Source organism: Nocardia amikacinitolerans NBRC 108937 (genome assembly GCF_001612615.1).
Lineage (GTDB): Bacteria > Actinomycetota > Actinomycetes > Mycobacteriales > Mycobacteriaceae > Nocardia > Nocardia amikacinitolerans.
Map to the genome: position 1 here is coordinate 121,699 of NZ_BDAU01000019.1, position 21,687 is coordinate 143,385.

Annotated in this window: 19 protein-coding genes; 11 read left to right on the forward strand and 8 right to left on the reverse strand. The window is 69.8% G+C overall.

Annotation, left to right across the window (positions count from 1 at the left end; translation table 11 throughout):
• Positions 1–4: 4 nt before the first annotated feature.
• Both NAM01S_RS15855 and NAM01S_RS15860 read right to left on the reverse strand, forming a co-directional pair.
• On the reverse strand, positions 5–973 hold the full coding sequence (locus tag NAM01S_RS15855; RefSeq protein WP_067785871.1) for a carbohydrate kinase family protein: 969 nt from the start codon (positions 971–973) through the stop codon (positions 5–7).
• A 172-nt stretch (positions 974–1,145) separates the two neighbouring features.
• Complete coding sequence (locus NAM01S_RS15860; protein WP_067785873.1) at positions 1,146–1,496, reverse strand: HesB/IscA family protein; 351 nt, start codon at positions 1,494–1,496, stop codon at positions 1,146–1,148.
• 189 nt (positions 1,497–1,685) lie between these two features.
• On the opposite strand from NAM01S_RS15860, the gene NAM01S_RS15865 reads away from it, so the two are divergent.
• Positions 1,686–2,357 (forward strand): DUF3043 domain-containing protein, encoded by a 672-nt coding sequence (locus tag NAM01S_RS15865; RefSeq protein ID WP_067785875.1) that lies wholly within the window; start codon positions 1,686–1,688, stop codon positions 2,355–2,357.
• 435 nt (positions 2,358–2,792) lie between these two features.
• Here the strand turns inward: NAM01S_RS15865 and NAM01S_RS35045 are convergent, their stop codons facing one another.
• Complete coding sequence (locus tag NAM01S_RS35045; protein ID WP_157107755.1) at positions 2,793–2,948, reverse strand: hypothetical protein; 156 nt, start codon at positions 2,946–2,948, stop codon at positions 2,793–2,795.
• An 86-nt stretch (positions 2,949–3,034) separates the two neighbouring features.
• Here NAM01S_RS35045 and NAM01S_RS15870 point away from each other — a divergent pair, with 86 nt between their 5' ends.
• The 5 genes from NAM01S_RS15870 to NAM01S_RS15890 all read left to right on the forward strand — a co-directional run bounded on the left by NAM01S_RS15870 (position 3,035) and on the right by NAM01S_RS15890 (position 7,934).
• On the forward strand, positions 3,035–4,009 hold the full coding sequence (locus NAM01S_RS15870; protein WP_067785878.1) for a helix-turn-helix domain-containing protein: 975 nt from the start codon (positions 3,035–3,037) through the stop codon (positions 4,007–4,009).
• Between the two features lie 224 nt (positions 4,010–4,233).
• Positions 4,234–4,785 (forward strand): bifunctional adenosylcobinamide kinase/adenosylcobinamide-phosphate guanylyltransferase, encoded by a 552-nt coding sequence (gene cobU / locus NAM01S_RS15875; protein ID WP_067785879.1) that lies wholly within the window; start codon positions 4,234–4,236, stop codon positions 4,783–4,785.
• A 197-nt stretch (positions 4,786–4,982) separates the two neighbouring features.
• A complete protein-coding gene (gene cobT / locus NAM01S_RS15880; RefSeq protein WP_084482982.1) occupies positions 4,983–6,059 on the forward strand; it encodes a nicotinate-nucleotide--dimethylbenzimidazole phosphoribosyltransferase in 1,077 nt (358 codons plus the stop codon).
• Complete coding sequence (locus NAM01S_RS15885) at positions 6,056–6,814, forward strand: adenosylcobinamide-GDP ribazoletransferase (RefSeq protein ID WP_067785883.1); 759 nt, start codon at positions 6,056–6,058, stop codon at positions 6,812–6,814. Before cobT ends, NAM01S_RS15885 begins: the two co-directional genes overlap by 4 nt.
• Positions 6,815–7,220: 406 nt before the next feature.
• Positions 7,221–7,934 (forward strand): MBL fold metallo-hydrolase, encoded by a 714-nt coding sequence (locus tag NAM01S_RS15890; RefSeq protein ID WP_067785885.1) that lies wholly within the window; start codon positions 7,221–7,223, stop codon positions 7,932–7,934.
• 348 nt (positions 7,935–8,282) lie between these two features.
• Here the strand turns inward: NAM01S_RS15890 and NAM01S_RS15895 are convergent, their stop codons facing one another.
• The 3 genes from NAM01S_RS15895 to gcvT form a co-directional block, all read right to left on the reverse strand.
• Positions 8,283–9,608 (reverse strand): outer membrane protein assembly factor BamB family protein, encoded by a 1,326-nt coding sequence (locus NAM01S_RS15895; RefSeq protein WP_067785887.1) that lies wholly within the window; start codon positions 9,606–9,608, stop codon positions 8,283–8,285.
• A 97-nt stretch (positions 9,609–9,705) separates the two neighbouring features.
• Positions 9,706–10,806, reverse strand: a complete 1,101-nt coding sequence (locus NAM01S_RS15900) for a branched-chain amino acid aminotransferase (protein ID WP_067786188.1) — start codon at positions 10,804–10,806, stop codon at positions 9,706–9,708.
• 919 nt (positions 10,807–11,725) lie between these two features.
• On the reverse strand, positions 11,726–12,826 hold the full coding sequence (gene gcvT / locus NAM01S_RS15905; RefSeq protein WP_067785889.1) for a glycine cleavage system aminomethyltransferase GcvT: 1,101 nt from the start codon (positions 12,824–12,826) through the stop codon (positions 11,726–11,728).
• 176 nt (positions 12,827–13,002) lie between these two features.
• Here gcvT and NAM01S_RS15910 point away from each other — a divergent pair, with 176 nt between their 5' ends.
• Positions 13,003–13,647 carry a hypothetical protein gene (locus NAM01S_RS15910; protein ID WP_067785892.1) on the forward strand — a complete coding sequence of 215 codons (645 nt, stop codon included), beginning with the start codon at positions 13,003–13,005 and terminating at the stop codon, positions 13,645–13,647.
• Between the two features lie 152 nt (positions 13,648–13,799).
• Here NAM01S_RS15910 and NAM01S_RS15915 read toward each other — a convergent pair whose 3' ends face one another.
• On the reverse strand, positions 13,800–14,411 hold the full coding sequence (locus tag NAM01S_RS15915; protein ID WP_067785894.1) for a GNAT family N-acetyltransferase: 612 nt from the start codon (positions 14,409–14,411) through the stop codon (positions 13,800–13,802).
• A gap of 87 nt (positions 14,412–14,498) precedes the next feature.
• Here NAM01S_RS15915 and NAM01S_RS15920 point away from each other — a divergent pair, with 87 nt between their 5' ends.
• Together NAM01S_RS15920 and NAM01S_RS15925 are read left to right on the forward strand one after the other, a co-directional pair.
• Positions 14,499–15,293 carry a TetR family transcriptional regulator gene (locus NAM01S_RS15920; RefSeq protein ID WP_067785896.1) on the forward strand — a complete coding sequence of 265 codons (795 nt, stop codon included), beginning with the start codon at positions 14,499–14,501 and terminating at the stop codon, positions 15,291–15,293.
• 9 nt (positions 15,294–15,302) lie between these two features.
• Positions 15,303–16,814 (forward strand): leucyl aminopeptidase, encoded by a 1,512-nt coding sequence (locus NAM01S_RS15925; protein WP_067785898.1) that lies wholly within the window; start codon positions 15,303–15,305, stop codon positions 16,812–16,814.
• A gap of 1,227 nt (positions 16,815–18,041) precedes the next feature.
• Here NAM01S_RS15925 and NAM01S_RS15930 read toward each other — a convergent pair.
• Positions 18,042–18,404, reverse strand: coding sequence for an oxidoreductase (locus tag NAM01S_RS15930; protein WP_067785900.1), 363 nt, complete (start codon positions 18,402–18,404; stop codon positions 18,042–18,044).
• Positions 18,405–18,663: 259 nt separating this feature from the next.
• Here NAM01S_RS15930 and sucB point away from each other — a divergent pair, with 259 nt between their 5' ends.
• Together sucB and NAM01S_RS15940 are read left to right on the forward strand one after the other, a co-directional pair.
• The gene (gene sucB / locus NAM01S_RS15935; protein WP_067785902.1) at positions 18,664–20,442 is read left to right on the forward strand and encodes a 2-oxoglutarate dehydrogenase, E2 component, dihydrolipoamide succinyltransferase; all 1,779 of its coding nucleotides are present in this window, start codon (positions 18,664–18,666) and stop codon (positions 20,440–20,442) included.
• Between the two features lie 20 nt (positions 20,443–20,462).
• On the forward strand, positions 20,463–21,371 hold the full coding sequence (locus tag NAM01S_RS15940) for a TIGR01777 family oxidoreductase (RefSeq protein WP_067785904.1): 909 nt from the start codon (positions 20,463–20,465) through the stop codon (positions 21,369–21,371).
• The last annotated feature ends 316 nt before the right edge of the window (positions 21,372–21,687 follow it).

Here is a 21,687-nt window from a genome sequence, read left to right on the forward strand (position 1 = left end):
ATGCTCAGAGCAGCGGCTTGATGTCGGCGGCGGCCTCGGCGCCGTACGCCTCGGTGAGGCGCTCGAGCGCGTCGTCCTTGTTGAGCGTCCACTCCTGGGTGCCCATGGTCTCCAGCACCAGGACCGCGACCAGCGAACCGAGCTGGGCGGAGCGCTCCAGGCTCAGGCCGGCGGTGTGGCCGGTGAGGAAGCCCGCGCGGAAGGCGTCGCCGACGCCGGTCGGCTCGACCTTGGTGCGCTCGGGGACCACGCCGACGTGGATCTCGGTGCCGTCGTTGTCGATGATCTGCACGCCGTCGGCGCTGAGCGTGGTGACCCGGATCCCGACCCGCTTGGCGACCTCGTCCTCGCTCAGGCCGGTCTTCTGCAGCAGCAGCGCCCACTCGTACTTGTTGGTGAAAAGGTAAGCGGCGCCGTCGATCAGGCGCACCGCCTGATCGCCGTCGAGGCGGGCGAGCTGCTGGGAGGGGTCGGCCGCGAACGGGATGCCGAGCTCGCGGCATTCCTCGGTGTGGCGCAGCATCGCCTCGGGGTCGTTGGCGCCGACGAGCACGAGATCCAGCTGCTTGGTCTCGGCGAGTTCGGCGAGGGAGATGTCGCGTGCCTCGCTCATCGCGCCGGGGTAGAAGGACGCGATCTGGGCCATGTCGTCGTCGGTGGTGCAGACGAAGCGGGCGGTGTGCGCGCGATCGGAGACGTGCACGGTCGAGCAGTCGACGCCGTGCCGCTCGAGCCAGGCGCGGTAGTCGGCGAAATCGGCGCCGACCGCGCCGACCAGCAGCGGCTCGCGGTTCAGCACGCCCATGGCGTAGGCGATGTTGCCCGCCACGCCGCCGCGGCGGATCTGCAGGTCGTCGACGAGGAAGCTCAGCGAGACATGGTCGAGCTGATCGGCCAGGAGCACATCGGCGAACCGTCCGGGGAAACGCATGAGGTGGTCGGTCGCGATGGACGCGGACACGGCGATAGACACGAGGCTGAGCCCTTCAACGGTAGGCGGCAGGCGGTGGGAGCGAAGATCGTGATCCCGCTCCCACCGTAGCCGATCCGCGATGCGCTACAGAGGCACTGGCGTCAGGTGGCGCGGCTGGACGCGAGTGGTCGACAGCCGCGCACACTTCGAGCGAATGCGCTCTTTTCGCGGGTCAGTTGAAGGAGTCGCCGCAGGCGCAGGAGCCCGTGGCGTTCGGGTTGTCGATGGTGAAACCCTGCTTCTCGATGGTGTCGACGAAGTCGATCGAGGCGCCCTGCACGTAGGGGGCGCTCATCCGGTCGACGGCCAGGGTGACGCCGCCGAAGTCGACGGTCAGGTCGCCGTCGAGCGAGCGGTCGTCGAAGAAGAGCTGGTAGCGCAGACCCGCACAACCACCGGGCTGCACCGCGATGCGCAGCGCCAAGTCGTCGCGGCCCTCCTGATCCAGCAGCGCCTTGGCCTTCGAGGCGGCGGCATCGGTCAGCGTCACACCGTGGGTGGTCGTCTCGTTCGGCACAGTCATGAACTCTCCTAAGGACAGCTGTGGTCAACCCGTGAACAGCGCACGGCTCGTGGAGTCAACACCACTCAGCGGGCTGCTATTCCCCATCTTGCCACTCGGCCACTCGCGCGATGACACAACCTCGGTGTTCAGTGGTGTATCGCACGACCGCATTTCCGGCTGGCTGACGCATCGAATAGCCTGGTTGCTGTGAAATTGTTCCGTCGCGGCGAGTCCAGCACCACCGACGCGACCGCCGACACCATGGCGGACGCGGACGGCGGCTCGACCGCCATCACCACCAAGACGACGCCCACGCTCACCCCGGGCAAGGGCCGTCCGACCCCGAAACGCCGTGAGGCCGAAGGCAAGCGGCGCGGGCCCGTCGCGCCTGCGCCGCTGACCGCCAAGGAAGCCAGGGCTCGCCGCAAGGCGACCCGCGGCACCAAGGAAGAGCGCAAGGCCGCGAGCGCCGAGCGCAGGCAGGCGGCCCAGGAGCGCCGCGCACGCATGCTCGCGGGCGAGGACAAGTACCTGCTGCCGCGCGACCAGGGTCCGGTTCGCGCCTACGTGCGCGACCTCGTCGACGCCAGGCGCAACCTCGTCGGCCTGTTCATGCCGATGGCGCTGGTGCTGATCATGTCGATGTTCGCCGCGCCCGGCCTGCAGACGATCGTGACGTTGGCCATGCTGGTGATGATGCTGTTCATGATCATCGAGGGCGTCATCCTCGGCCGGATCGTGAACAACCGGGTCCGCGAGCGGTTCCCCGACAACACCGACACCGGCTTCCGCCTCGGCTGGTACGCCTTCGTCCGCGCCTCGCAGATCCGCAAGATGCGGGCGCCGAAGCCGCGGGTCTCGCCCGGCGACGCGGTGTGAGGCATACCTCCGCATTCGCTCCGACCACCGGGCTGTAGACGGACTTCATCCAGCAACACCTCTAGTGCGCCGTCCACAAAGGTTGGCCAACCAACGCCGACCAAAGGTCACCATTCATCGGCCCCCCGCACTAAAGGTCACCCTCGGTCGGTTCACCGGTGCACGCAGGTCGGGTGAATGAAGGTGACTTCCAGTCTGTCTGGCGGGATGAAGGCGGCCTTCGGTCGGTTACCGCACCGACCATTCTGGTCGCGGCACCGGCTGCGTCTGACTCGAGTTCGGCCGTTCGTGGCGGGTGCCGCGAACGGCCGTTCGGCGTTTCGCACCGACCGCACCGACCGCGGCGGCTCGGCCAAGCGGATTCGCCGCTGATCGCCGCCGCCAACGGCGCTGACCGACGACAGCGGTCGCACGGCGCGTTGGCAACGGCGTGTTTCAGCGGTGGTGCGAGAAGCGGATGGCGTCGAGTTCGGACCGCAGTCGCTGCGCGTCGCGGTCGGTCACGTGCGTGGAACCGGTGAGTCCGCGACCGCGAGCGAGGAACAGGGACGCGGCCACGATGACTGTCGCGAGGAGAAAGAAAGTCAGCATGGCAGTAATTTTGCGCTGACCGATTTTCCGCCGAAAGTGGCAGCAAAGTCATTGTTCGCAAAAATCCGGCCAGGTACCCTCGGATCATGCTGTCGAAGGTCGCCGTCGTGCTGTTCGAGAAGCTGGCCATGTTCGAGTTCGGCGTGGTCTGCGAGGTCTTCGGGCTCGACCGCACCGCCGACGGACTGCCCGGCTTCGACTTCAAGGTCTGCGGCGCCGAACCCGGCCGCCCGCTCCGCTCCACCACGCCAGGCGTGACGATCACACCGGAGTTCACGCTGGACGAACTCCCGAAGGCGGATCTGGTCGCCATTCCCGCCGCGCCCGCCACCGCGCTCTCGGCCGGACTCGACCCCCGGATCGTCGACGCCGTGCGTGCTGCGTCCGACGCGGGCGCCATCATCCTGACCGTCTGCTCGGGCGCGTTCGTCGCGGGTGCGGCCGGTTTGCTCGACGGACGCAAATGCACCACGCACTGGCGCTACGTCGATCAGCTGGCCGCGCGCTACCCGTCGGCCACCGTCGACCCCGACGTGCTCTTCGTCGACGAGGGCAACCTCATCACCAGCGCGGGCACCGCCGCGGGCATCGACGCCTGCCTGCACCTGGTGCGCAGGGAGATCGGCAGCGCCGCCGCCAATGGCATCGCCCGCCGCATGGTCGTGCCGCCGCAGCGCGACGGCGGGCAACGCCAGTTCATCGAACGCCCGGTCCCCGCGTGCACGTCCGACAGCCTCGCCGCCACCTTGCAATGGATGAGCGAGAACCTGGATCTGCCGCACACCATCGACGACCTGGCCGCGCGCTCGATGATGTCGACGCGCACCTTCGCCCGCCGCTTCGCCGCCGAGACCGGGACGACACCGGTGAAATGGCTCACCAACCAGCGCGTCCTCTACGCCAAGCACCTGCTGGAAGACACCGAGCAGGGTCTCGAGCAGGTCGCCGCCCGCGCGGGCTTCGGCTCCGGCGCCCTCCTCCGCCACCACTTCCAACGCCTGGTCGGCATCTCCCCGACCGAATACCGCCGCCGCTTCGGGGCTACGTCGCCGACGAGCTGAGCGACCCGCCCCACCGCTTCGGCGTGGGCGGACGATCCGTCCAACCGGGCGTCGCCCCACGGCGGGGCCACCTGCGGCGTGCCGAACTCGAAGGTGCTCGGCTCGAGTTCCGAAACGTCGACATTCTGCGAAGACATGCACCTACGCCGAGGCTCGCCGCCGGTCACTGCAAAGACGGCCCAGACGCGGGGAGGGCTTGGGCGGGCGGTTGATAGCGTGCGGGGGTGTCGCAGGATTCCGGAATCGCGCGTCCGCCGCGGACGCTTGTGCTCGGCGGGGCTCGCTCGGGGAAGTCCGCGTTCGCGGAGCAGCTCGCCGCGGACGCCGGGGCGGTCCGATACCTGGCGACCTCGGTCCCCGATCCCGACGACCACGACTTCGCCGAACGCATCGCCCGTCATCGGGAGCGCAGGCCCGGCGACTGGTCGGTGGTCGAAAGCGTCGACGCCGCAGCGGTTCTCGCCGATCCCGCCCCCGGAGCCGCGACGCTGGTCGACGACATCGGCACCTGGTTGACCGCGCGCATCGACGCGCTGAACGCCTGGGATTCCCCGCGCGGCACCGTCACCCTGGACGTCGAGGCCCTCGTCTCCGCCGTCGCCGACTACCGCGACCGGCTGATCATCGTGAGCCCGGAGGTCGGCATGGGCGTCATCCCCGCGACTCGCTCCGGCCGTCTGTTCCGCGACGAGATCGGCTTCCTGAACCAGCGCCTCGCCGCGGTCTGCGACGAAGCCTTCCTCGTCGTCGCCGGGCTGCCCGTCCGCCTGAAGTAGAAATGCCCTGCAGCGAAATGGTGGCTCGGCGGGCGTGTCGAACCGCCATTCGACTCCCGTCGAATCCGTATGACTCCGCCCGATAGCGAAATGGCGGTCGGTGGCGGAGGCGGGTGCGGTGCGGGCGGCGCGTTCCGGGCAAGATTGGGCGTCGGAAGTACGTGCGGCCGACGCCGCCCGACCGGAGAGGCTCGACAGTGACACACGGATTCGGACCGGTTGCGCCCCCCAACGCGCGGATTCGCGCGGCCGCCGAACAGCGGCAGACGCAGCTGACCAAACCCGCAGGCGCGCTGGGCCGCCTCGAGACGCTGGGCAATTGGGTGGCCGCGTGCCAGGGCGTGTGCCCGCCGAAGCAGTTCGAGCGCGCCAGGGTCGTCGTCTTCGCCGGTGATCACGGCGTCGCGCGCCACGGTGTTTCGGCGTATCCGAGCGAGGTGACGGCGCAGATGGTCGCCAACTTCCTCGCGGGCGGCGCGGCGGTCAACGCGCTCGCCGCCGTCGCGGGCGCGACCGTGCGAGTCGCCGACATCTCGGTCGACGCAGAGACCGATCCGGTCGTCGGCAAGCACAAGGTGCGCAGGTCGAGCGGTTCCATCGACCGCGAGGACGCGCTCAGTCAAGCGGAGGTCGAGGCCGCCATCGCCGCGGGCCGCGCCATCGCCGACGAGGAGATCGACGGCGGCGCCGACCTGCTCGTCGCGGGCGACATGGGCATCGGAAACACCACGCCCGCAACCGTTCTCATCGCCTCGCTCACCGACACCGAGCCGGTGGTCGCGGTCGGGCGCGGCACCGGCGTGGACGACGCGGGCTGGTCGCGCAAGGTCGCGGCGATCCGCGATGCGATGCGCCGCGCTCGGCCCGTCCTCAAGGATCCGGCGGATCTGCTGCGTGTCGCCGCGGGTGCCGACATCGCCGCCATCGCCGGATTCCTCGCGCAGGCCGCGACCCGGCGCACGCCGGTGATCCTGGACGGCGTCGTGGTCACCGCGGCGGCCTTGGTCGCCGAGGATCTGGCCGCGGGCGCGAGCGACTGGTGGCTGGCCGGGCACCGCTCCACCGAACCCGCGCACAACCTCGCGCTGAAGCAGCTGCGCATGGAACCGCTGGTCGATCTGAGCATGCGACTCGGCGAAGGCTCCGGCGCGCTCACGGTCTTGCCGATCCTGCGCGCCGCGGTCGCCGCGCTCGCCGAGATGGCCACCTTCGGCGAAGCGGGCGTCAGCACTTCCGATGCCGAGACCCCGGCCGCACCCAACCTGACCAAATGACACCGGGCGGCGGGATTCGCCTGGCGGTCTCGTGGCTGACCGTGCTCCCAGTACGTGGCCCGGACGACGTCGATCGCGCCGCGGCGGGTCGCGCGATCGCGCTGGCCCCGCTGGTCGGTGCGCTGCTCGGCGCGATCGCGGCGGGCCTGTTGTGGGCGCTGACCTCCGCCGGGGCGAGTGCACCGCTGGCCGGACTCGTGACGGTGGCGGCGCTGGCGCTGCTCACGCGAGGCATGCACCTCGACGGCTTGTCCGACTCGATGGACGGTCTCGGCAGTTACGGGCCGCCGGAGCGGGCCCGGCACATCATGAAGAGCGGCGGGGTCGGGCCGTTCGGAGTGGCCGCGCTGGTGTTCGCCATCGGGGTGCAGGCGTTCGCCTTCGCCGCGCTGGCCGACGCGGGACGGTGGTTCGCGGTGGCGCTGGCCGTCGCGGTCGGGCGGGTCGTTGTCGTCCTGGCGTGTCGCCGCGGGATTCCTCCCGCGCCGGGCACCGCCTTCGGCGCGCTCGTGGCGGACAGCCAGTCTCCGCTGACCGGGGCGGTGTGGGTGATCGTCGCGCTGGCTTGCGGCGTCCTAGCGGTGCCGGAGCATCCCTGGCTCGGGCCGGTCGCCATCGGGGTGGCGGTGGGCGTCGCCGCGGTGGTGGTGCGGCACATGCTGCGCCGATTCGGCGGTTTGTCCGGCGACGTGCTCGGCGCGGCAATCGAGATTTCGGTCACCATCGCGGCGGCCGGACTCTCGCTCGCCGGATAATTCGCAAATTCACGTAACCGTCGGTATCACGCGAATTCATATCGCGTTGGACGGTGTATGAACTTCGTCTCTCTCCCGCCCGGCGAGAATGGACGCATCGCGTTGCGGAGCGGTTCGCTGACCACTGTTTTCGGGGAGGCTCTGGCGGAGTCGCGTCGCGCGGCGATGTTCGGCCAGGTTCGTGCGCCGAGCGCGCAAGCCGGGAAAACCTTTGGCAGACAATCGAAGTCGGCGAGGGCTCGGCGTCGGTGGCTTTGCGCACCGACGATCAAGACATCCGTCGCGCACCCGAAGGCGGGAACACTACCCACTCGCCACCTGTTTGCGCACGCCGTGATCCGACCTATCGGAATCTTTCACGCACTTGGCGCACGAACCGTCTGGGCCAGGATCTAATGTGGGCGGTATGTCTTCCGAGCGCCTCTATTTCCGGCAACTGCTGTCCGGGCGGGACTACGCCGTCGGTGATCCGATCGCGACGCAGATGCGAAATTTCGCCTACTTGATCGGTGATCGGGAGACGGGCGAATGCGTTGTGGTGGATCCGGCGTACGCCGCGGGCGATCTGGTGTCCATCGCCGAGGCCGACGGCCTGCGCCTCACCGGCGTCCTCGCCACCCACCACCACCCCGACCACGTCGGCGGAACCATGCTCGGCTTCACCCTGCGCGGCGTGCGCGAACTGCTCGAGAAGACCAGCGTCCCGGTGCACGTGAACAACAAGGAACTGGCCTGGGTCGCCAACGTCACCGGCATCGCGCCCAGCGAACTCACCGGCCACGAGCACGGCGACAAGGTCGAGGTCGGCGCGTTCGAGATCGAGCTATTACACACCCCTGGCCATACGCCAGGCAGCCAGTGTTTCCTGTTCGACAACCGCCTCATCGCGGGCGACACCCTCTTCGTCGACGGCTGCGGCCGCACCGACTTCCCCGGCGGCGACTCCGACGAGATGTTCCGCAGCCTGCGCTACCTCGCCGGCCTACCCGGCGACCCGGTCGTCTACCCGGGCCACTGGTACTCCCACGAGCCCAGCGCCGCCCTGTCGACCATCCGCGACAACAACTACGTCATGCGCCCGCAGACCCTGGAGCAGTGGCAGATGCTGATGCCGGGCTGAGCGTCCGGCATCTCGGCCGACCGCTCTCCACGGCCCCGCCGCCCGACCGCCCGCGCTGTCCGCCGGGCTCGGCCACATCCGCTGCCCGACCACCGTCGCCTTCGTGCTGGCTGACGACCGACGGTCCGGTCTGTACGGGTGAGGTGGCAGTCCGCGGCCCGGCGACATCCGCGCCCGGCCGCCGGCCTCGAGCGTTCGGCCGCCCAGCATCACATGGGTGAGGTGCCCTGCGCCGGCGACGGCCTCGGCTCTGGGCACCGCCGAGCTGTCACGCCCGCCCTGCGACCTAGCGGCCGGGCGCCCGAACTGCACGAGGGACCCGGCCACATCCACCGTGATCCGCTTCCCTCAGCGATGGAACTCCAGCACCGGCTTCCCATCCCGCTCGGCCGAGACGGTCACCCAGTCCGGTCCCGCGCCACACAGGTAGCCGCGGTATCGCTGAAGTTCGCGGCCCGATTCCCGGTCGTAGACGAGGGTGAGGTAGCCGCGGTCGGTCTCTGACGCGGAGAAGCCCCCGATCACCACCCGGTCACCGGCGACGATCGTGCGTTGCTGCGTCGCCGCTGTCGAGAAGCCAGGATCCGGCAACGTCCATTTCGTCGCGCCGGTCGCGATGTCCAGCAACGACAGCGCGCCTTGGTCGGCGAACTCGCTGAACAACAGTGACCGGTCGTCGCCGTCCAGCGGACTGCCGACGCCCGATCCGGCCCACACCGTCGTGCCGGTGGCGAGGTCGAACAGTTGCGGCGCGCCGGAATCGGTGACCGCCGCTATGCGGGTGCCCGCGCCGATGAACTGGTCGCCGAAGACGGGGCCGAGCATGTTCTGACACTCGCCGTTCTTCTTGCGGCCGCTGTAGACCTCGGCGTCGTAGCGCTCGACGCCGTCGCGCGCGGCCGTCGCGCTGATGGCGACGCGGCAGTCGCCGGGCGCGTGGTGATCGGTGACCACGAGGAGGTCGCCCGCACCGAGCTGATGCCAGGCATGATGCTCCGCCCGGCCCGGAAGAACGGTCCCCGTCGACGCCTCCACGACCGCCCAGGGGCGCTTCGCCGTGGAGACCGGGTCCTCGACCGCGATGGCCACCAGCTCCGGTTCGATGGGAGCGCGACTGTGCCAGCTGCCGACGGTATCGCCGTCGACCGATCCCTGAGCCGGGCCGGGCCACGTGGGTTCCCCTGATCGGAGGTCGTGGCGCATGGAGGTGCAGTCCGCGCGGCCGCGCGCGCAGTCGGCCGTGTAGATCGCTTTGTCGAAGACCACCACGTCATCGGCGCTTGTCTGCCAGAGGGTCCGGCCGTCGCCGGCCTCGACCACCTCCACCAATGCCGGGTCGCCGGGTTTGCCCTGGTCCTCCAGGAAGACGACGGCGTCGCCGCTCACCCGGTAGGAGTATTGCTCGGGCCGCCTGGGCTCCCTCCGCCACAGCTCACGACCGGTCGATCGATCCACCGCGACCAGCGCTTCCTTCGTCGGGACCAGCACCGCGTCACCGGCCGTCGAGATCCACGAGAGTGGTGAATTGTCGATTTCCAGAGCGGCTTTCGACCACACCGGTTCAGGATTGGCGGGACGCCCGGTGCTGGTCGGCGCGACAATAGCGGTGGTGCTGCTGAGCGCGTTGTCCGGCGCCGACGCTCCACCCCCGCAGGCCGAAACACCCAGACTCACCAACGCGATTCCGGCAACTACCGATCGACGCACGACGTCCCTCCCCGATCCCGGCTGTCCCGCCGGAGCCCACGACCCGCCCCAAGGCGGGCCCTGTTCACATACCGCGCATCCAGCCGTGGATGTCCGCGAAGGTACCGCGCTGGATTCCGGTCAACGTGTCGCGCAGCGCCATGGTGACCTCACCCGGTTCGCCACCGCCGATGGTGAATTCGCCCTCGGTGGAACGCACCCAGCCGACGGGGGTGATCACAGCGGCGGTGCCGCAGGCGAAAACCTCGGTGATCGCGCCGGATTCGGCGCCCTTACGCCACTCCTCCACCGAGATCTTGCGCTCCTCCACGACATAACCCGCGTCGGCGGCGAGAGTCAGCAGCGAGTCGCGGGTGATGCCGGGCAGCAGCGAGCCGGACAGTTCGGGAGTCACCAGCCGCGCTTCGGAACCGGAGCCGAAGACGAAGAACAGGTTGTTGGTGCCCATCTCCTCGACGTAGCGGCGCTCGCACGCGTCCAGCCACACCACCTGGTCGCAGCCCTTCTCGGAGGCCTGCGCCTGGGCGAGCAGCGAGGCGGCGTAGTTGCCCGCCACCTTGGCCTCGCCGGTTCCGCCCGGCGCGGCGCGCACGTACTCCGTCGACAGCCACACCCGCACCGGCTTCACACCGCGCGGGAAGTACGCGCCCGCGGGCGATCCCAGCAGCAGGTACTTGTAGGCGGCGGCGGGCTTCACGCCGAGCCCCGCTTCGGTGGCGAACATGAAGGGCCGCAAGTAGAGCGAGTCCTCGCCGCCCGCCGCGGGCACCCAGCGCTCGTCCACCGCGAGCAATTGGCGCACCGACTCGATGAACAGTTCCTCCGGCAGCTCGGCCATCGCCATGCGGCGCGCGGACTTGCGGAAGCGAGCCGCGTTGGCGTCGATACGGAAGCAGGAGACGCTGCCGTCGCTCTGCCGGTACGCCTTGAGACCCTCGAAGATGGCCTGGCCGTAGTGGAACACCATGGTGGCCGGGTCCAGCGGCAGCGGACCGTACGGCTCGACCCGCGCGTTGCTCCAGCCCTCGCCCGCGGTGTAGTCGATCGACACCATGTGATCGGTGAAGAACCGGCCGAACCCCGGCGCCGCCAGAATCTCCTGTACCCGCTGCGCCGGAGCGGGCGCAGGATGCGGAACATGGGCGAACTGTGCGGCAACGGTCATGCAGGTGATCCTATCGGTGCCCGATTCCGGCGTGTCCACCTGTCGGGAATCGGCTCGGCGCCCGCGCGATCGGCAGACGAATCGGCTCGACCCGTCGGGCCGCCGCTCCCGCACGCGGCCGCCTCGGCTCGGCTTGAATAGGCGGCGGCGCAGGACAGCTGACCACTGGTGGTCACACGACGGATCGACACCGCTATCGCTTGGCGAGTCCGGCAACCACCCGCGCTATGCCATGCGTCGCGGCAGCGTCTCTCGCAACGACAGCAGCCCGCGCTACGTGCGCGACGCAGCTTCACCGGCGAGCGCAGCCCGCGCGATGTAGTGCGGCCTGGCCGCCTCCTGCGAGCAACAATCCCCGCCACGTACAGCCACGCTGCCTCCGACGGGCGACAGTCCGCGCCACATGCGGCCACGCCGCTTTCCGCGAGAGCAGCAACCCGCCTCACGACAGAACAACCAGCCGGCGTATGCGGCCACGCCGCCGACCACCGGTGCGAGCAACAGCCCAGACCGGGCGCGGCTGAATCCCTCTCGGGCGATGCGCGCCTGCACGAACGGCGGCTCGACGACCTCGCAGCGAAACCGGCGGCCGCGCACGTCCACCTCGCCCTCGCCCTCGCCCTCGACCTCGACCTCGACGAGAATGTCCGGGCGGCCAGGTAGTTACCCGCGACGTCTCGACGCCGGTCACGGAAACGCGATCAGCATGCGAATCGGCTCGAACCGGGTGGCCGCCCGCAGCGCACACCCCGGCCTCAACGCGGTCGCCCGGCGACGGATCGACACCCCTGTCGCGTGGCGAGACAGCGACCACCGCGCCCTGCGTTGCGGCGGCGCCAATCGCAAGAGCGACCAGCCCGCGTGCGCGGCCACGCCGCCGGTAAGGGCTACAGCCCATACCAGGCGCGGCCGAATCCGTTCAGGCGGTGCGCGCCTGAACGAACGGCGGCTTGACGACCTCGCAGCGCAACCGGCGGCCGCGCACGTCCACCTCGACCTCTTCACCCGGCTGGAGATCGGCATCGGTGTCCAGCAGCGCGAGCGCGATGCCGACCTTGAGCGTGGGCGAGAAGGTGCCCGAGGTGGTCTCGCCGACGGGTTCGCCGTCGCGCAGCACCGACTGGCCTTGACGCAGCACGCCGCGGTCGAGTGCCTTGAGCCCCAACAGGGTTCGCCGCGGTCCCGCCGACTTCTCCTGTTCCAGTGCGGACTTGCCCCAGAACTCCGGCTTCTTCCAGCCGACCGCCCAGCCTGCCCGCGCCTGCACCGGCGAAATGTCCAGGGACAGTTCGTGTCCGTGCAGCGGGTAGCCCATCTCGGTGCGCAGGGTGTCGCGCGCGCCGAGACCGGCCGGCTGGCCGTCCGCGGCCTTCACCTGTGCTGCGAGCGCGCGGAACACCGCCTCGGCGTCGGCCCAGCGCGGCAGCAGCTCGTAGCCGTGCTCGCCGGTGTAGCCGGTGCGGCAGACGCGGACCGGGCGCCCGTCCCACTCGGCGTCGGCGTAAGCCATGTACTCCATGTCGGTGGGCAGGCCGAGCGCATCGAGTACCTCGGCCGAGCGCGGACCCTGCACCGCGAACACCGCGTACTCGCGGTGCTCGTCGGTGACGGTGATCCCCTCGGGCGCCGCCGCGCGCAGCGCCGCGACCACCGCCGCGGTGTTGGCCGCGTTCGGCACGAGGAAGATCTCGTCGTCACTGACGTAATAGGCGATCAGGTCGTCGATCACGCCGCCCTCGGGCGTGCAGCACAGCGTGTACTGCGCCTTGCCGGGCCGAATCCGGCCGAGATCGTTGGTCAGCGCCGAATTCACGAACGCCGCCGCGCCCGGACCCGCGACCGACGCCTTGCCGAGATGACTCACATCGAACAGCCCGACGGCCGTCCGCACCGCCTGATGCTCCCCGACTGTCCCCGCGTACGAGACCGGCATCTCCCACCCGCCGAACGGCGCGAACGTCGCACCCAACTCGACGTGGACTTGATGGATCGGCCCTTGCAGCAGGTTCGTCTCGGTCACCCGGCGAGCTTAACCGCTCGGCGGGCGCGCCACGGCGACCCGAACAGCCGGGTGTGGGTCGACCGGGGAACTCATCGCACCTCAGGGTGCGCCAGCGGCAACGAACGGAAACCGTTCAAGTTCGCGGGGGAGGCGGCAGGAGCGCGTGTTCGCGCGAGTCGGTTACCGTCGGTCGCGTGGATACGCGGCCCGTCATCGATTCGGCTGAGCCTCTGACGCGTCGGGGTGAGTGGTTTGTTTCGACGCAGTGTGTTCGCGTCGAATCGCCCAGTTTCGAGAAGCTGGGGGACCAGTGGCTCGAGTTCGGTATTCCCGCAACACAGGTCGATCGCATTCTGGATTTTCAGAAGCGCTGGGGTGGACTCGTCCTGCCGCCGTCGGTGGACTACGACGGCGGGCCGAAAATGCTGTGGGGCGACCTGCCCGCGGGGAAGCCCGAGCGTGTCGGGTGGTTCGACGCGGGTGCGCAGCGTGTGTCGATGGGCTACGCGTTCATGATCGGTCCCGCAGGTGAATTCGGCATCGACGCAGATCAGTGGGTGCCCCTGCACGCGAGCATCGAAGGCTGGATCGAATCGGTCGCGCTGGCTCACCACGCGTCCACTCGGGCTCGACAGATCACCACAATTCGCGGTGACGCGATCGATGAGCTGCCGCCCCGCGATTTCGAACCCGTGCCCGAGGTTCGAGGCCTTGCCGATACATGGTGGCGAGGGCCGGATTCGCTGATCGCGATCCATACCGGAGAGGCCGTAGGCTTCGACCAACCAAGGTTGCGGGTCGCCCGCGTCTACAACGGTGGTTTCGTCAGTCATCCGTGATGGCGGTCTCGACGAATGGGGACTACGCGGCGCACCACGATGAGCGTGCCGTGCGACCGGCACCGCTCCTCCACACGTCAGCCCCGGAACCACAGCGTGATCAGGACGAACCGGAGGCGACCCGCCCACACCGGAGCCGCCTCCACTGCTGGTCAGCCCCGGAACCACATCGGAATCAGCGTCGGCCCGTCGTCGGGCAACGTATGCGTGACGCCGGTGCGGACGAACCCGTTGCGCGCATAGAGCCGCGACGAGCGTTCGGTGCTCGCCTCTAGGAACGCGGTCTCGGACGCGTCGGAGTACGCCTTGATCCGGTCGGCGAGGATCGCTCCGCCCGCCCCTTTGCCGCGGTGTTCGGGCACCGTGACAATCGCCTGGAGGTAGCGGTGCGGGAACTCGCGCGGATGGTGTTCGGCGAGCAGCGCGGTCACCGCCACCAGCCGCTCCAGCGGGCGCACGTTCGGGACCGCCGCGGCCATGGCGCGCGCTTCGGCCGCCTCGGCGCGGACCCGATCGGCCGAGGTCACCTTCTGCCAGAGCGAGACCGCCCAGATCTCGTCGTCGGTTCCGGCCAGCCAGATCTCGTCCTCGCGGAGCGCGCGTTCGACGAGGCGCGGCGCGTGTTCGGTGCGAAAGGCCTCCGCGACCTCGGGATGGTCGGCGACCACCCAGGCCGTCACCGCCTCGTCGGCGGACCCCCGCGCGAAGGCGGCCGCGACGGCGTCCATCTCCTGAATCCCCGCGCGGCGAACTGTGGGCTGCATGGTGAACCTCCGTGGTGAACGATGTCAACGTTCGCCAATTTATGAAGCATAGTGCGGTACAGCCACCATTTCGTCACACTTGTTGGTGTGTCGAAATCACCGGCCTGCGCCACCTGTCGGAAGGCGCTGACCCAACCGAGCCGCGGCCGATCACGCCGCTACTGCTCGCGCTCCTGCCAGGCCCGCGCCTACCGCGCCCGCCGCGATCGGCGCGTGCCCGCCGCCCGTCCGCGCCCCGCCCGGCTCACCGCGGTCGGAATCGCCAGGACCGCGGTCGAGCTGACCGACCGCGAGGGCATCGACGGTCTCACCATGCGCCGCCTCGCCAGCGAACTCGGCGTCGCGACGGCCGCTCTCTACCGCTACTTCCCCGACCGGGAGGCGCTGCTGACCGCGATGACCGAACTCGTCCTCGCCGAAAGCCCGCCGCCCCCGGTCCCCCCGGCCGACTGGCGCGCCGCGCTCACCCACGAGGCCGAACAGGAGTGGCTGCTCTACCAGCGCCATCCGTGGGTGTTGCCGGTGCTGGCGCGGACCAAGCCGCCGATCGGTCCCGCCCTGTTCGACGTCCTCGAGCGCGCGTTCACCGCGCTGGACGCCAGCGGCCTCACCCGCGACGAGGTGATCACGGTCTATCTCGCCTACTCCGGCCTGGTCCAGGGCTTGGCGCTGCTGCGTTCCGACCGCGGGGAGCAGTTCGAGACGCTGCCGGAGTCGGTGCGCGCCGAATTCGCCGAACTGGTCGACACCAGGCCGACCATGCGCAAACTGTTTGCCGCCGGACCGCCCGGCCCCGAGCTGGACCTCGACGAGCTGGTCGCCACCGGCGTCGAGCTGCTACTGGACGGCGTCGCCATGCGGCTGTCGAAGCAGACCGAATAGCCTGTGCAAATGACCGCTGTTGCAGATCGCTCACTCGGACCGGAATTGGCGCGCACCCTGACCATCGGGCCGGACACCGACGTGCTGGTGATCGGATTGACGTCCTCGGAGAACGGTCCGTCGATCGCGCCCGACGACCTGTTCGGCGATGTGCTCACCGACGACATCCGCGCGGAGCTGCTCGACCAGCTGGGCGCGGTCGGCGCCAAGGGCAAGGCCGAAGAGCTGACCAGGGTGCCCGCACCGGCCGCGCTGGACAACGTCACCAGCGTGCTCGCCGTCGGACTCGGCGCCGCCGACAAGGTGGACGCGGAGCAGATCCGCCGATCCGCCGGTGTCGCGGGCCGCTCGCTCAACGGCACCGAACTGGTGGCGACCACGCTGTCGGGCCTGGATCTCGGCGCCGCCGCGGAGGGCTTCTACCTCGGCGCCTACTCGTTCAACCCGTTCCGGTCCGAGAAGTCCGCGCCGAAGCCGGACGAACAGCCCGTCGCCCGCATCGAATTCCTGGTCCCCGAGGCGGATTTCGGCGAGGAGGCGTTGTTCCGCGCCCAGCTGATCGCCGAAGCCGTCGCCACCGCACGCGATTTCGTGAACACCCCGCCCAGCCACCTGTACCCGGCCGAATTCGCCTCGCGCGCCCAGGTATTGGCCGAGGCCGCCGGTCTCGAGGTCGAGGTTCTCGACGAAAAGGCTTTGGAAGCGGGCGGTTACGGCGGCGTGCTCGGCGTGGGCAAGGGCTCCGCGCGCCCGCCGCGGCTGGTGCGGCTCAGCTACTCCGGCGGACCCAGGAAGATCGCGCTGGTCGGCAAGGGCATCACCTTCGACACCGGCGGCATCTCCATCAAGCCCGCGCAGAACATGGAGAACATGACCTCGGACATGGCGGGCGCCGCCGCGGTCATCGCCACCACCCTGCTCGCCGCGCGACTGAGCTTGCCGGTGACCGTGACCGCCACGGTCCCGATGGCCGAGAACATGCCGTCGGCCACCGCGCAGCGCCCCGGTGACGTGCTCACCCAGTACGGCGGCACCACCGTCGAGGTGCTCAACACCGACGCCGAGGGCCGCCTGATCCTCGCCGACGCCATCGTCCGCGCCGGTGAGGACTCCCCCGACTACCTCATCGACGTCGCCACCCTCACCGGCGCCCAGATGGTCGCCCTCGGCACCCGCACCCCGGGCGTGATGGGCACCGACGACTTCCGCGACCGCGTCGCCCGCCTCTCCCGCGAGGTCGGCGAAAACGGTTGGGCCATGCCCCTTCCCGCCGAACTCCGCGCCGACCTGAACTCCAAGATCGCCGACCTCGCCAACGTCGCCCAGCACCGCTGGGGCGGCATGCTCTCCGCGGCGCTGTTCCTCAAGGAGTTCGTGCCGGAGGGCGTGGAATGGGCGCACCTGGATGTCGCGGGGCCCGCGTACAACACGGGTGGGCCGTTCGGGTACATCGGCAAGGGTGGCACCGGTGTGCCGGTGCGGACGTTGATCGCGGTGATCGAGGACATCGCCGGGGAGTGAGTTCGGGAGTGCGCCGTGCGATTTGGATCGAGCGGCGCACTCTTCGGTCTTGTTTCGCGATCGACGGTGGGCGGCACACTTTTCGCCTTTCGCGTTCTGTTCCGGCTGACGGCGCGGCACTCGCTGTCGACGGTGGCGGGCGGCGCATCGTGACGCTGCTGTCGCGGTTGCGCTTCGTCTCGAGTCCGACGTCGACTTCTCTCAGCCGGGTGCTGTGTGAAAGCGCCGCCGGACTCGATCGCCATGCGTGGTCGGCAGAGCGCAGGTGGACTGGTGGCTCGCTAGCGGCTGGGAGTGGGTGACTTCACGGCTGAACGCGTCGTATCCGGCGCAATGCCGCAGGGAACAAGAAGTCCCGGCGCGGTGCGGCGGAACGAGTGGTTTCGGCGCGGGCCGGGGCGGAACGAAAAGCCCAGCGCCGTGCGAGGCAGAACGAAAAGCCCAGCGCCGTGCGAGGCAGAACGAAAAGCCCAGCGCCGTGCGAGGCAGAACGAAAAGCCCAGCGCCGTGCGGGGCGCAGCGAAAAGTCTTGGCGCGGTGCGGGCGGAACGGGTAGTTCCGGCGCGGTGCTGTTCGCCACGTCGCCCGGTGTATGCCTTTCAGATCGACTACGCCCCAGGGTTTTCCTCGAACAGTGCTGGGCGCGTTGGGAGCCGTACCCGGCTTACCTCCCGCGGTTGGTCTGCGCGGGTGCGGCTTCCGGCGTGGTCGACCGGCTGTGGTCGCGTTTCTTCGGGGTGGGTCGGGCGTCGGGTTTGTGCTGAATCGACGGTAGTCAAATGGTTGCTATTCGATCTTCGATTGCCACCATATGACTACCGTCGAAGCCATTTCTCTATCGACCGTAGTCAAATGGCGGTTGCGGGCTTGACAGACCGCGCCCGCTCTTCGGGTGTGCACTCGCTGAACGCAACCAGAGCCGGTCGACCCGGCCGGAAGCCGCACCCACGCTCACTGACTGCGGAAGGTAAGCCGGGTACGACACATGACGTGCCCAGCACCGCTCCGAGGCAAACCTGGGTAGGAACCAGAAACGGACAAGGACCCCCGGGGCACGTCGCCCACCCGGCCCGAACCGAACTCACCGATCCCCCGCCCCCAGCACCGCCGCGCGAAACTGGACAACCGCGTCGACCTGACCGAGCTCGCACCCTGCCTCCGCCCCAGCGACAAGCACCGGACCGCACACCCCCACCGAACACTCGGGCTCGCAACCGAACCCGCCCCCTACAGATCCCGCAACTCCTCCTCGAACGCCCGCTGCCGCTCGATCCTCTTCCGCGCGTCGTAATCCCGCATCCGCTGCGGATACCCGGTCTTGCGAACCTCGTACACCGGAATGCTCAGATCACTCGCCAACCGCTGAGCCCCGCGCTCCCCGACGATCCGGCGCGTCCATTCCCCGTCGGCGGCGACCAACACCACCGTGACATCCGTCATAGTCGTCTTCGGCTCCAGGTACCCCTCCACGCCGATGTGTGTGCGCACCCAGTCGGCGAGGTAGCGGGCGTCCTCGTTGCCCGAGGTCGATGCACGTCCGGCGGGACCGCCCCGGTTCAGAGCGCCACGGAAACGATCCAGCAAACCCATCGACGCCGACCTCCTTCGTACACCGGACAAATCCTCACACCCGGTCCTCCCATACTGCCAGCTTCCCGGTAGAGACATGCCCTGTGCTACACGCCACGCGGACGAGTGCAAGGATGGACCGCGGTACAAGAACCGCACAGATCTCCGGTGCCACTCAGAATGATGGTGGCTTCCGGGTTTTCACCGCGACCAGCGGTGGGCGACCCGCCAGAGATCAACTGTTGTAGAACCCGTCGAGCAGTCAGAGGAGTCAACGGACATGGCCTTCTCCGTCCAGATGCCGGCTCTTGGTGAGAGCGTCACCGAGGGAACGGTGACCAGGTGGCTGAAGCAGGAAGGAGACACGGTCGAGGTCGACGAGCCGCTGCTCGAGGTCTCCACCGACAAGGTCGACACCGAGATCCCGTCCCCGGCGGCGGGTGTGCTGTCGAAGATCGTCGCCCAGGAAGACGACGTGGTCGAGGTCGGCGGCGAGCTCGGCGTGATCAGCGACGCAGGTGAGGCGCCCGCCGCCGAGACCGCGCCCGCGCCAGAAGCCGCCGCACCGGCCGCCGCCGAAGAGTCGGTCGAAGCCGAACCCGAGCCCGCCGCACCGGCTCCCGCCGAGCAGGCCCCCGCAGAGCAGCCCGCCGCGTCGGCAGGCGCCGCCGAGGGCACCCCGGTGAAGATGCCCGAGCTGGGCGAGTCGGTCACCGAGGGCACCGTCACCCGCTGGCTGAAGTCGGTCGGCGACAAGATCGAGGTCGACGAGCCGCTGCTCGAGGTCTCCACCGACAAGGTCGACACCGAGATCCCCTCGCCCGTCGCGGGCACCCTGCTGGAGATCACGGCGCAGGAAGACGACGTGGTCTCCGTCGGCGGACAGCTCGGCGTGATCGGCAGCGGTGCCCCCGCCGCCTCCGCCCCGGCTCCCGCTCCGGCCCCCGCGCCCGAAGCCAAGCCGGAACCGGCTCCCGCTCCGAAGCCCGAGCCCAAGCCCGAACCGGCCCCCGCCGCCGCGGCTCCCAAGCCCGCTCCGGCTCCTGCTCCGGCTCCGAAGCCCGCCCCGGCACCCGCCGCGGCCAAGGCCCCGGCCGCCGACGGCAACGGCGCGACCCCGTACGTCACCCCGCTGGTGCGCAAGCTCGCCGAGGAGAACGGCGTCGACCTGGCCTCCGTGCAGGGCTCCGGCGTCGGCGGCCGCATCCGCAAGCAGGACGTGCTCGCCGCGGCCGAGGCCAAGAAGGCCCCGGCTCCCGCCGCAGCGCCCGCTCCGGCCGCCGCCGCGCCCGCCGCCAAGACTCCGTCGGCTCCGGCCGCCGCCCAGCTGGCGCACTTGCGCGGAACCGTCCAGAAGGCCAACCGGATCCGGCAGATCACCGCCACCAAGACCCGCGAATCGCTGCAGACCACCGCGCAGCTGACCCAGGTCCACGAGGCCGACGTCACCAAGATCGCGGCGCTGCGGGCGCAGGCCAAGGCCGCGTTCAAGGACCGCGAGGGCGTCAACCTGACGTTCCTGCCGTTCTTCGCGAAGGCGGTCGTCGAGGCGCTCGGCGTGCACCCGAACGTCAACGCCTCCTACGACGAGGGCACCAAGGAGATCACCTACCACGCCTCGGTGCACCTCGGCATCGCCGTCGACACCGAGCAGGGCCTGCTCTCCCCGGTCATCCACAACGCCAGCGACCTGTCGCTCGCCGGTCTGGCCCGCGCCATCGCCGACATCGCCGACCGGGCGCGCAACGGCGGCCTGAAGCCGGACGAGCTGGCGGGCGGCACCTTCACCATCACCAACATCGGCAGCCAGGGCGCGCTGTTCGACACCCCGATCCTGGTTCCGCCGCAGGCGGCCATGCTCGGCACCGGCGCGATCGTCAAGCGCCCGGTGGTGGTGACCGACGAGACCGGCAACGAGTCGATCGGCGTGCGCTCCATGTGCTACCTGCCGCTCACCTACGATCACCGCCTCATCGACGGCGCGGACGCCGGTCGCTTCCTGACCACGATCCGCCACCGCCTCGAAGAGGCCGCGTTCGAGGCCGATCTGGGCCTGTAACCCGGGAAGGTTCGACCCGCATGAAGGTCGTGATCGCCGGTTCGTCCGGGCTGATCGGGACGGCGCTCGTCGCGGCACTGCGCCGCGACGGGCACGAGGTGGCCCGTCTGGTGCGCCGTCCCGCTGCCGCCCCGGACGAGTTCGTCTGGAATCCCGCCCGCGCCGAGCTCGACGAGCGGGCGTTGCGCGGAGCGGACGCGGTGGTCAACCTGTGCGGGGCGAGCCTCGGGCGGCGCCGCTGGAACGGCAGCTACAAACAGGAGCTGCGCGACAGCCGCATCACCCCGACCGACGTCCTCGCCAACAAGGTGGCCGCCGCGGGCGTGCCGGTGCTGGTCAACGCCAGCGGCGTGCACTACTACGGCGGCGCCACCGGCGACCGCGTCGTGGACGAATCCTCCCCCGCCGGTTCGGGTTTCCTCGCCACGCTGTGCCGTGACTGGGAAGCCGCGACCGGTCCCGCCAGCGCCGCGGGCGTGCGCACGGTGCTGTTGCGCAGCGCCGTCGTGCTGTCCAAGCACGGCGGGATGCTCGGCATGCTGCATCCGTTGTACTGGCTCGGTCTCGGCGGACGGCTCGGCAACGGGCGCCAGTACACGCCGTGGATCTCGCTGGACGACGAGATCGGCGCGATCGTCTTCGCGCTCACCAACGACAGCCTGTCCGGACCGATCAACACGGTCGGCCCGGCCCCGGTCACCAATGCCGAATTCAACCGCGCGCTCGGGCGCGCACTACACCGGCCGACCCCGCTGGTGCTGCCCGCGTTCGCGCTGCGCGGGCTGATCGGGGAATTCGCGGACGAAGCCATCCTGCGTGGACCGCGGGCGATCCCCACGGCGCTCGAAGAGGCGGGCTACCCCTTCCGTCATCCCACGATCGGCGCGGCGTTGGCGGCGACCATCGGCCGCGACGCCGACGACCGGTGAGTCCTTCTACCGCGCGTCGTGTTGCCGCAGCCATGACCAAGACGCGGCCGTTGTAGTCCGGCTATCGGGCATCCCACGAACCACGGCCATCAGCATTACGCGGTCAAGACGATCTGCGGCCGCGTTGCCACACGTGGCGGGATGTCGCCCTCACTCGGACTCGCTCAGTGACCGGCAGCCGCTCCCCGCGCGTCCACGGCATCGCGCAAGTGCGAAGTCGCGACCGCACCCGACGCCGACGACAGGTGATCCAGCCCGCATTGCCGCAGGTTCCCTGACGCGCGATGATCGGATTCGAACACCGTAGGCCAGCACA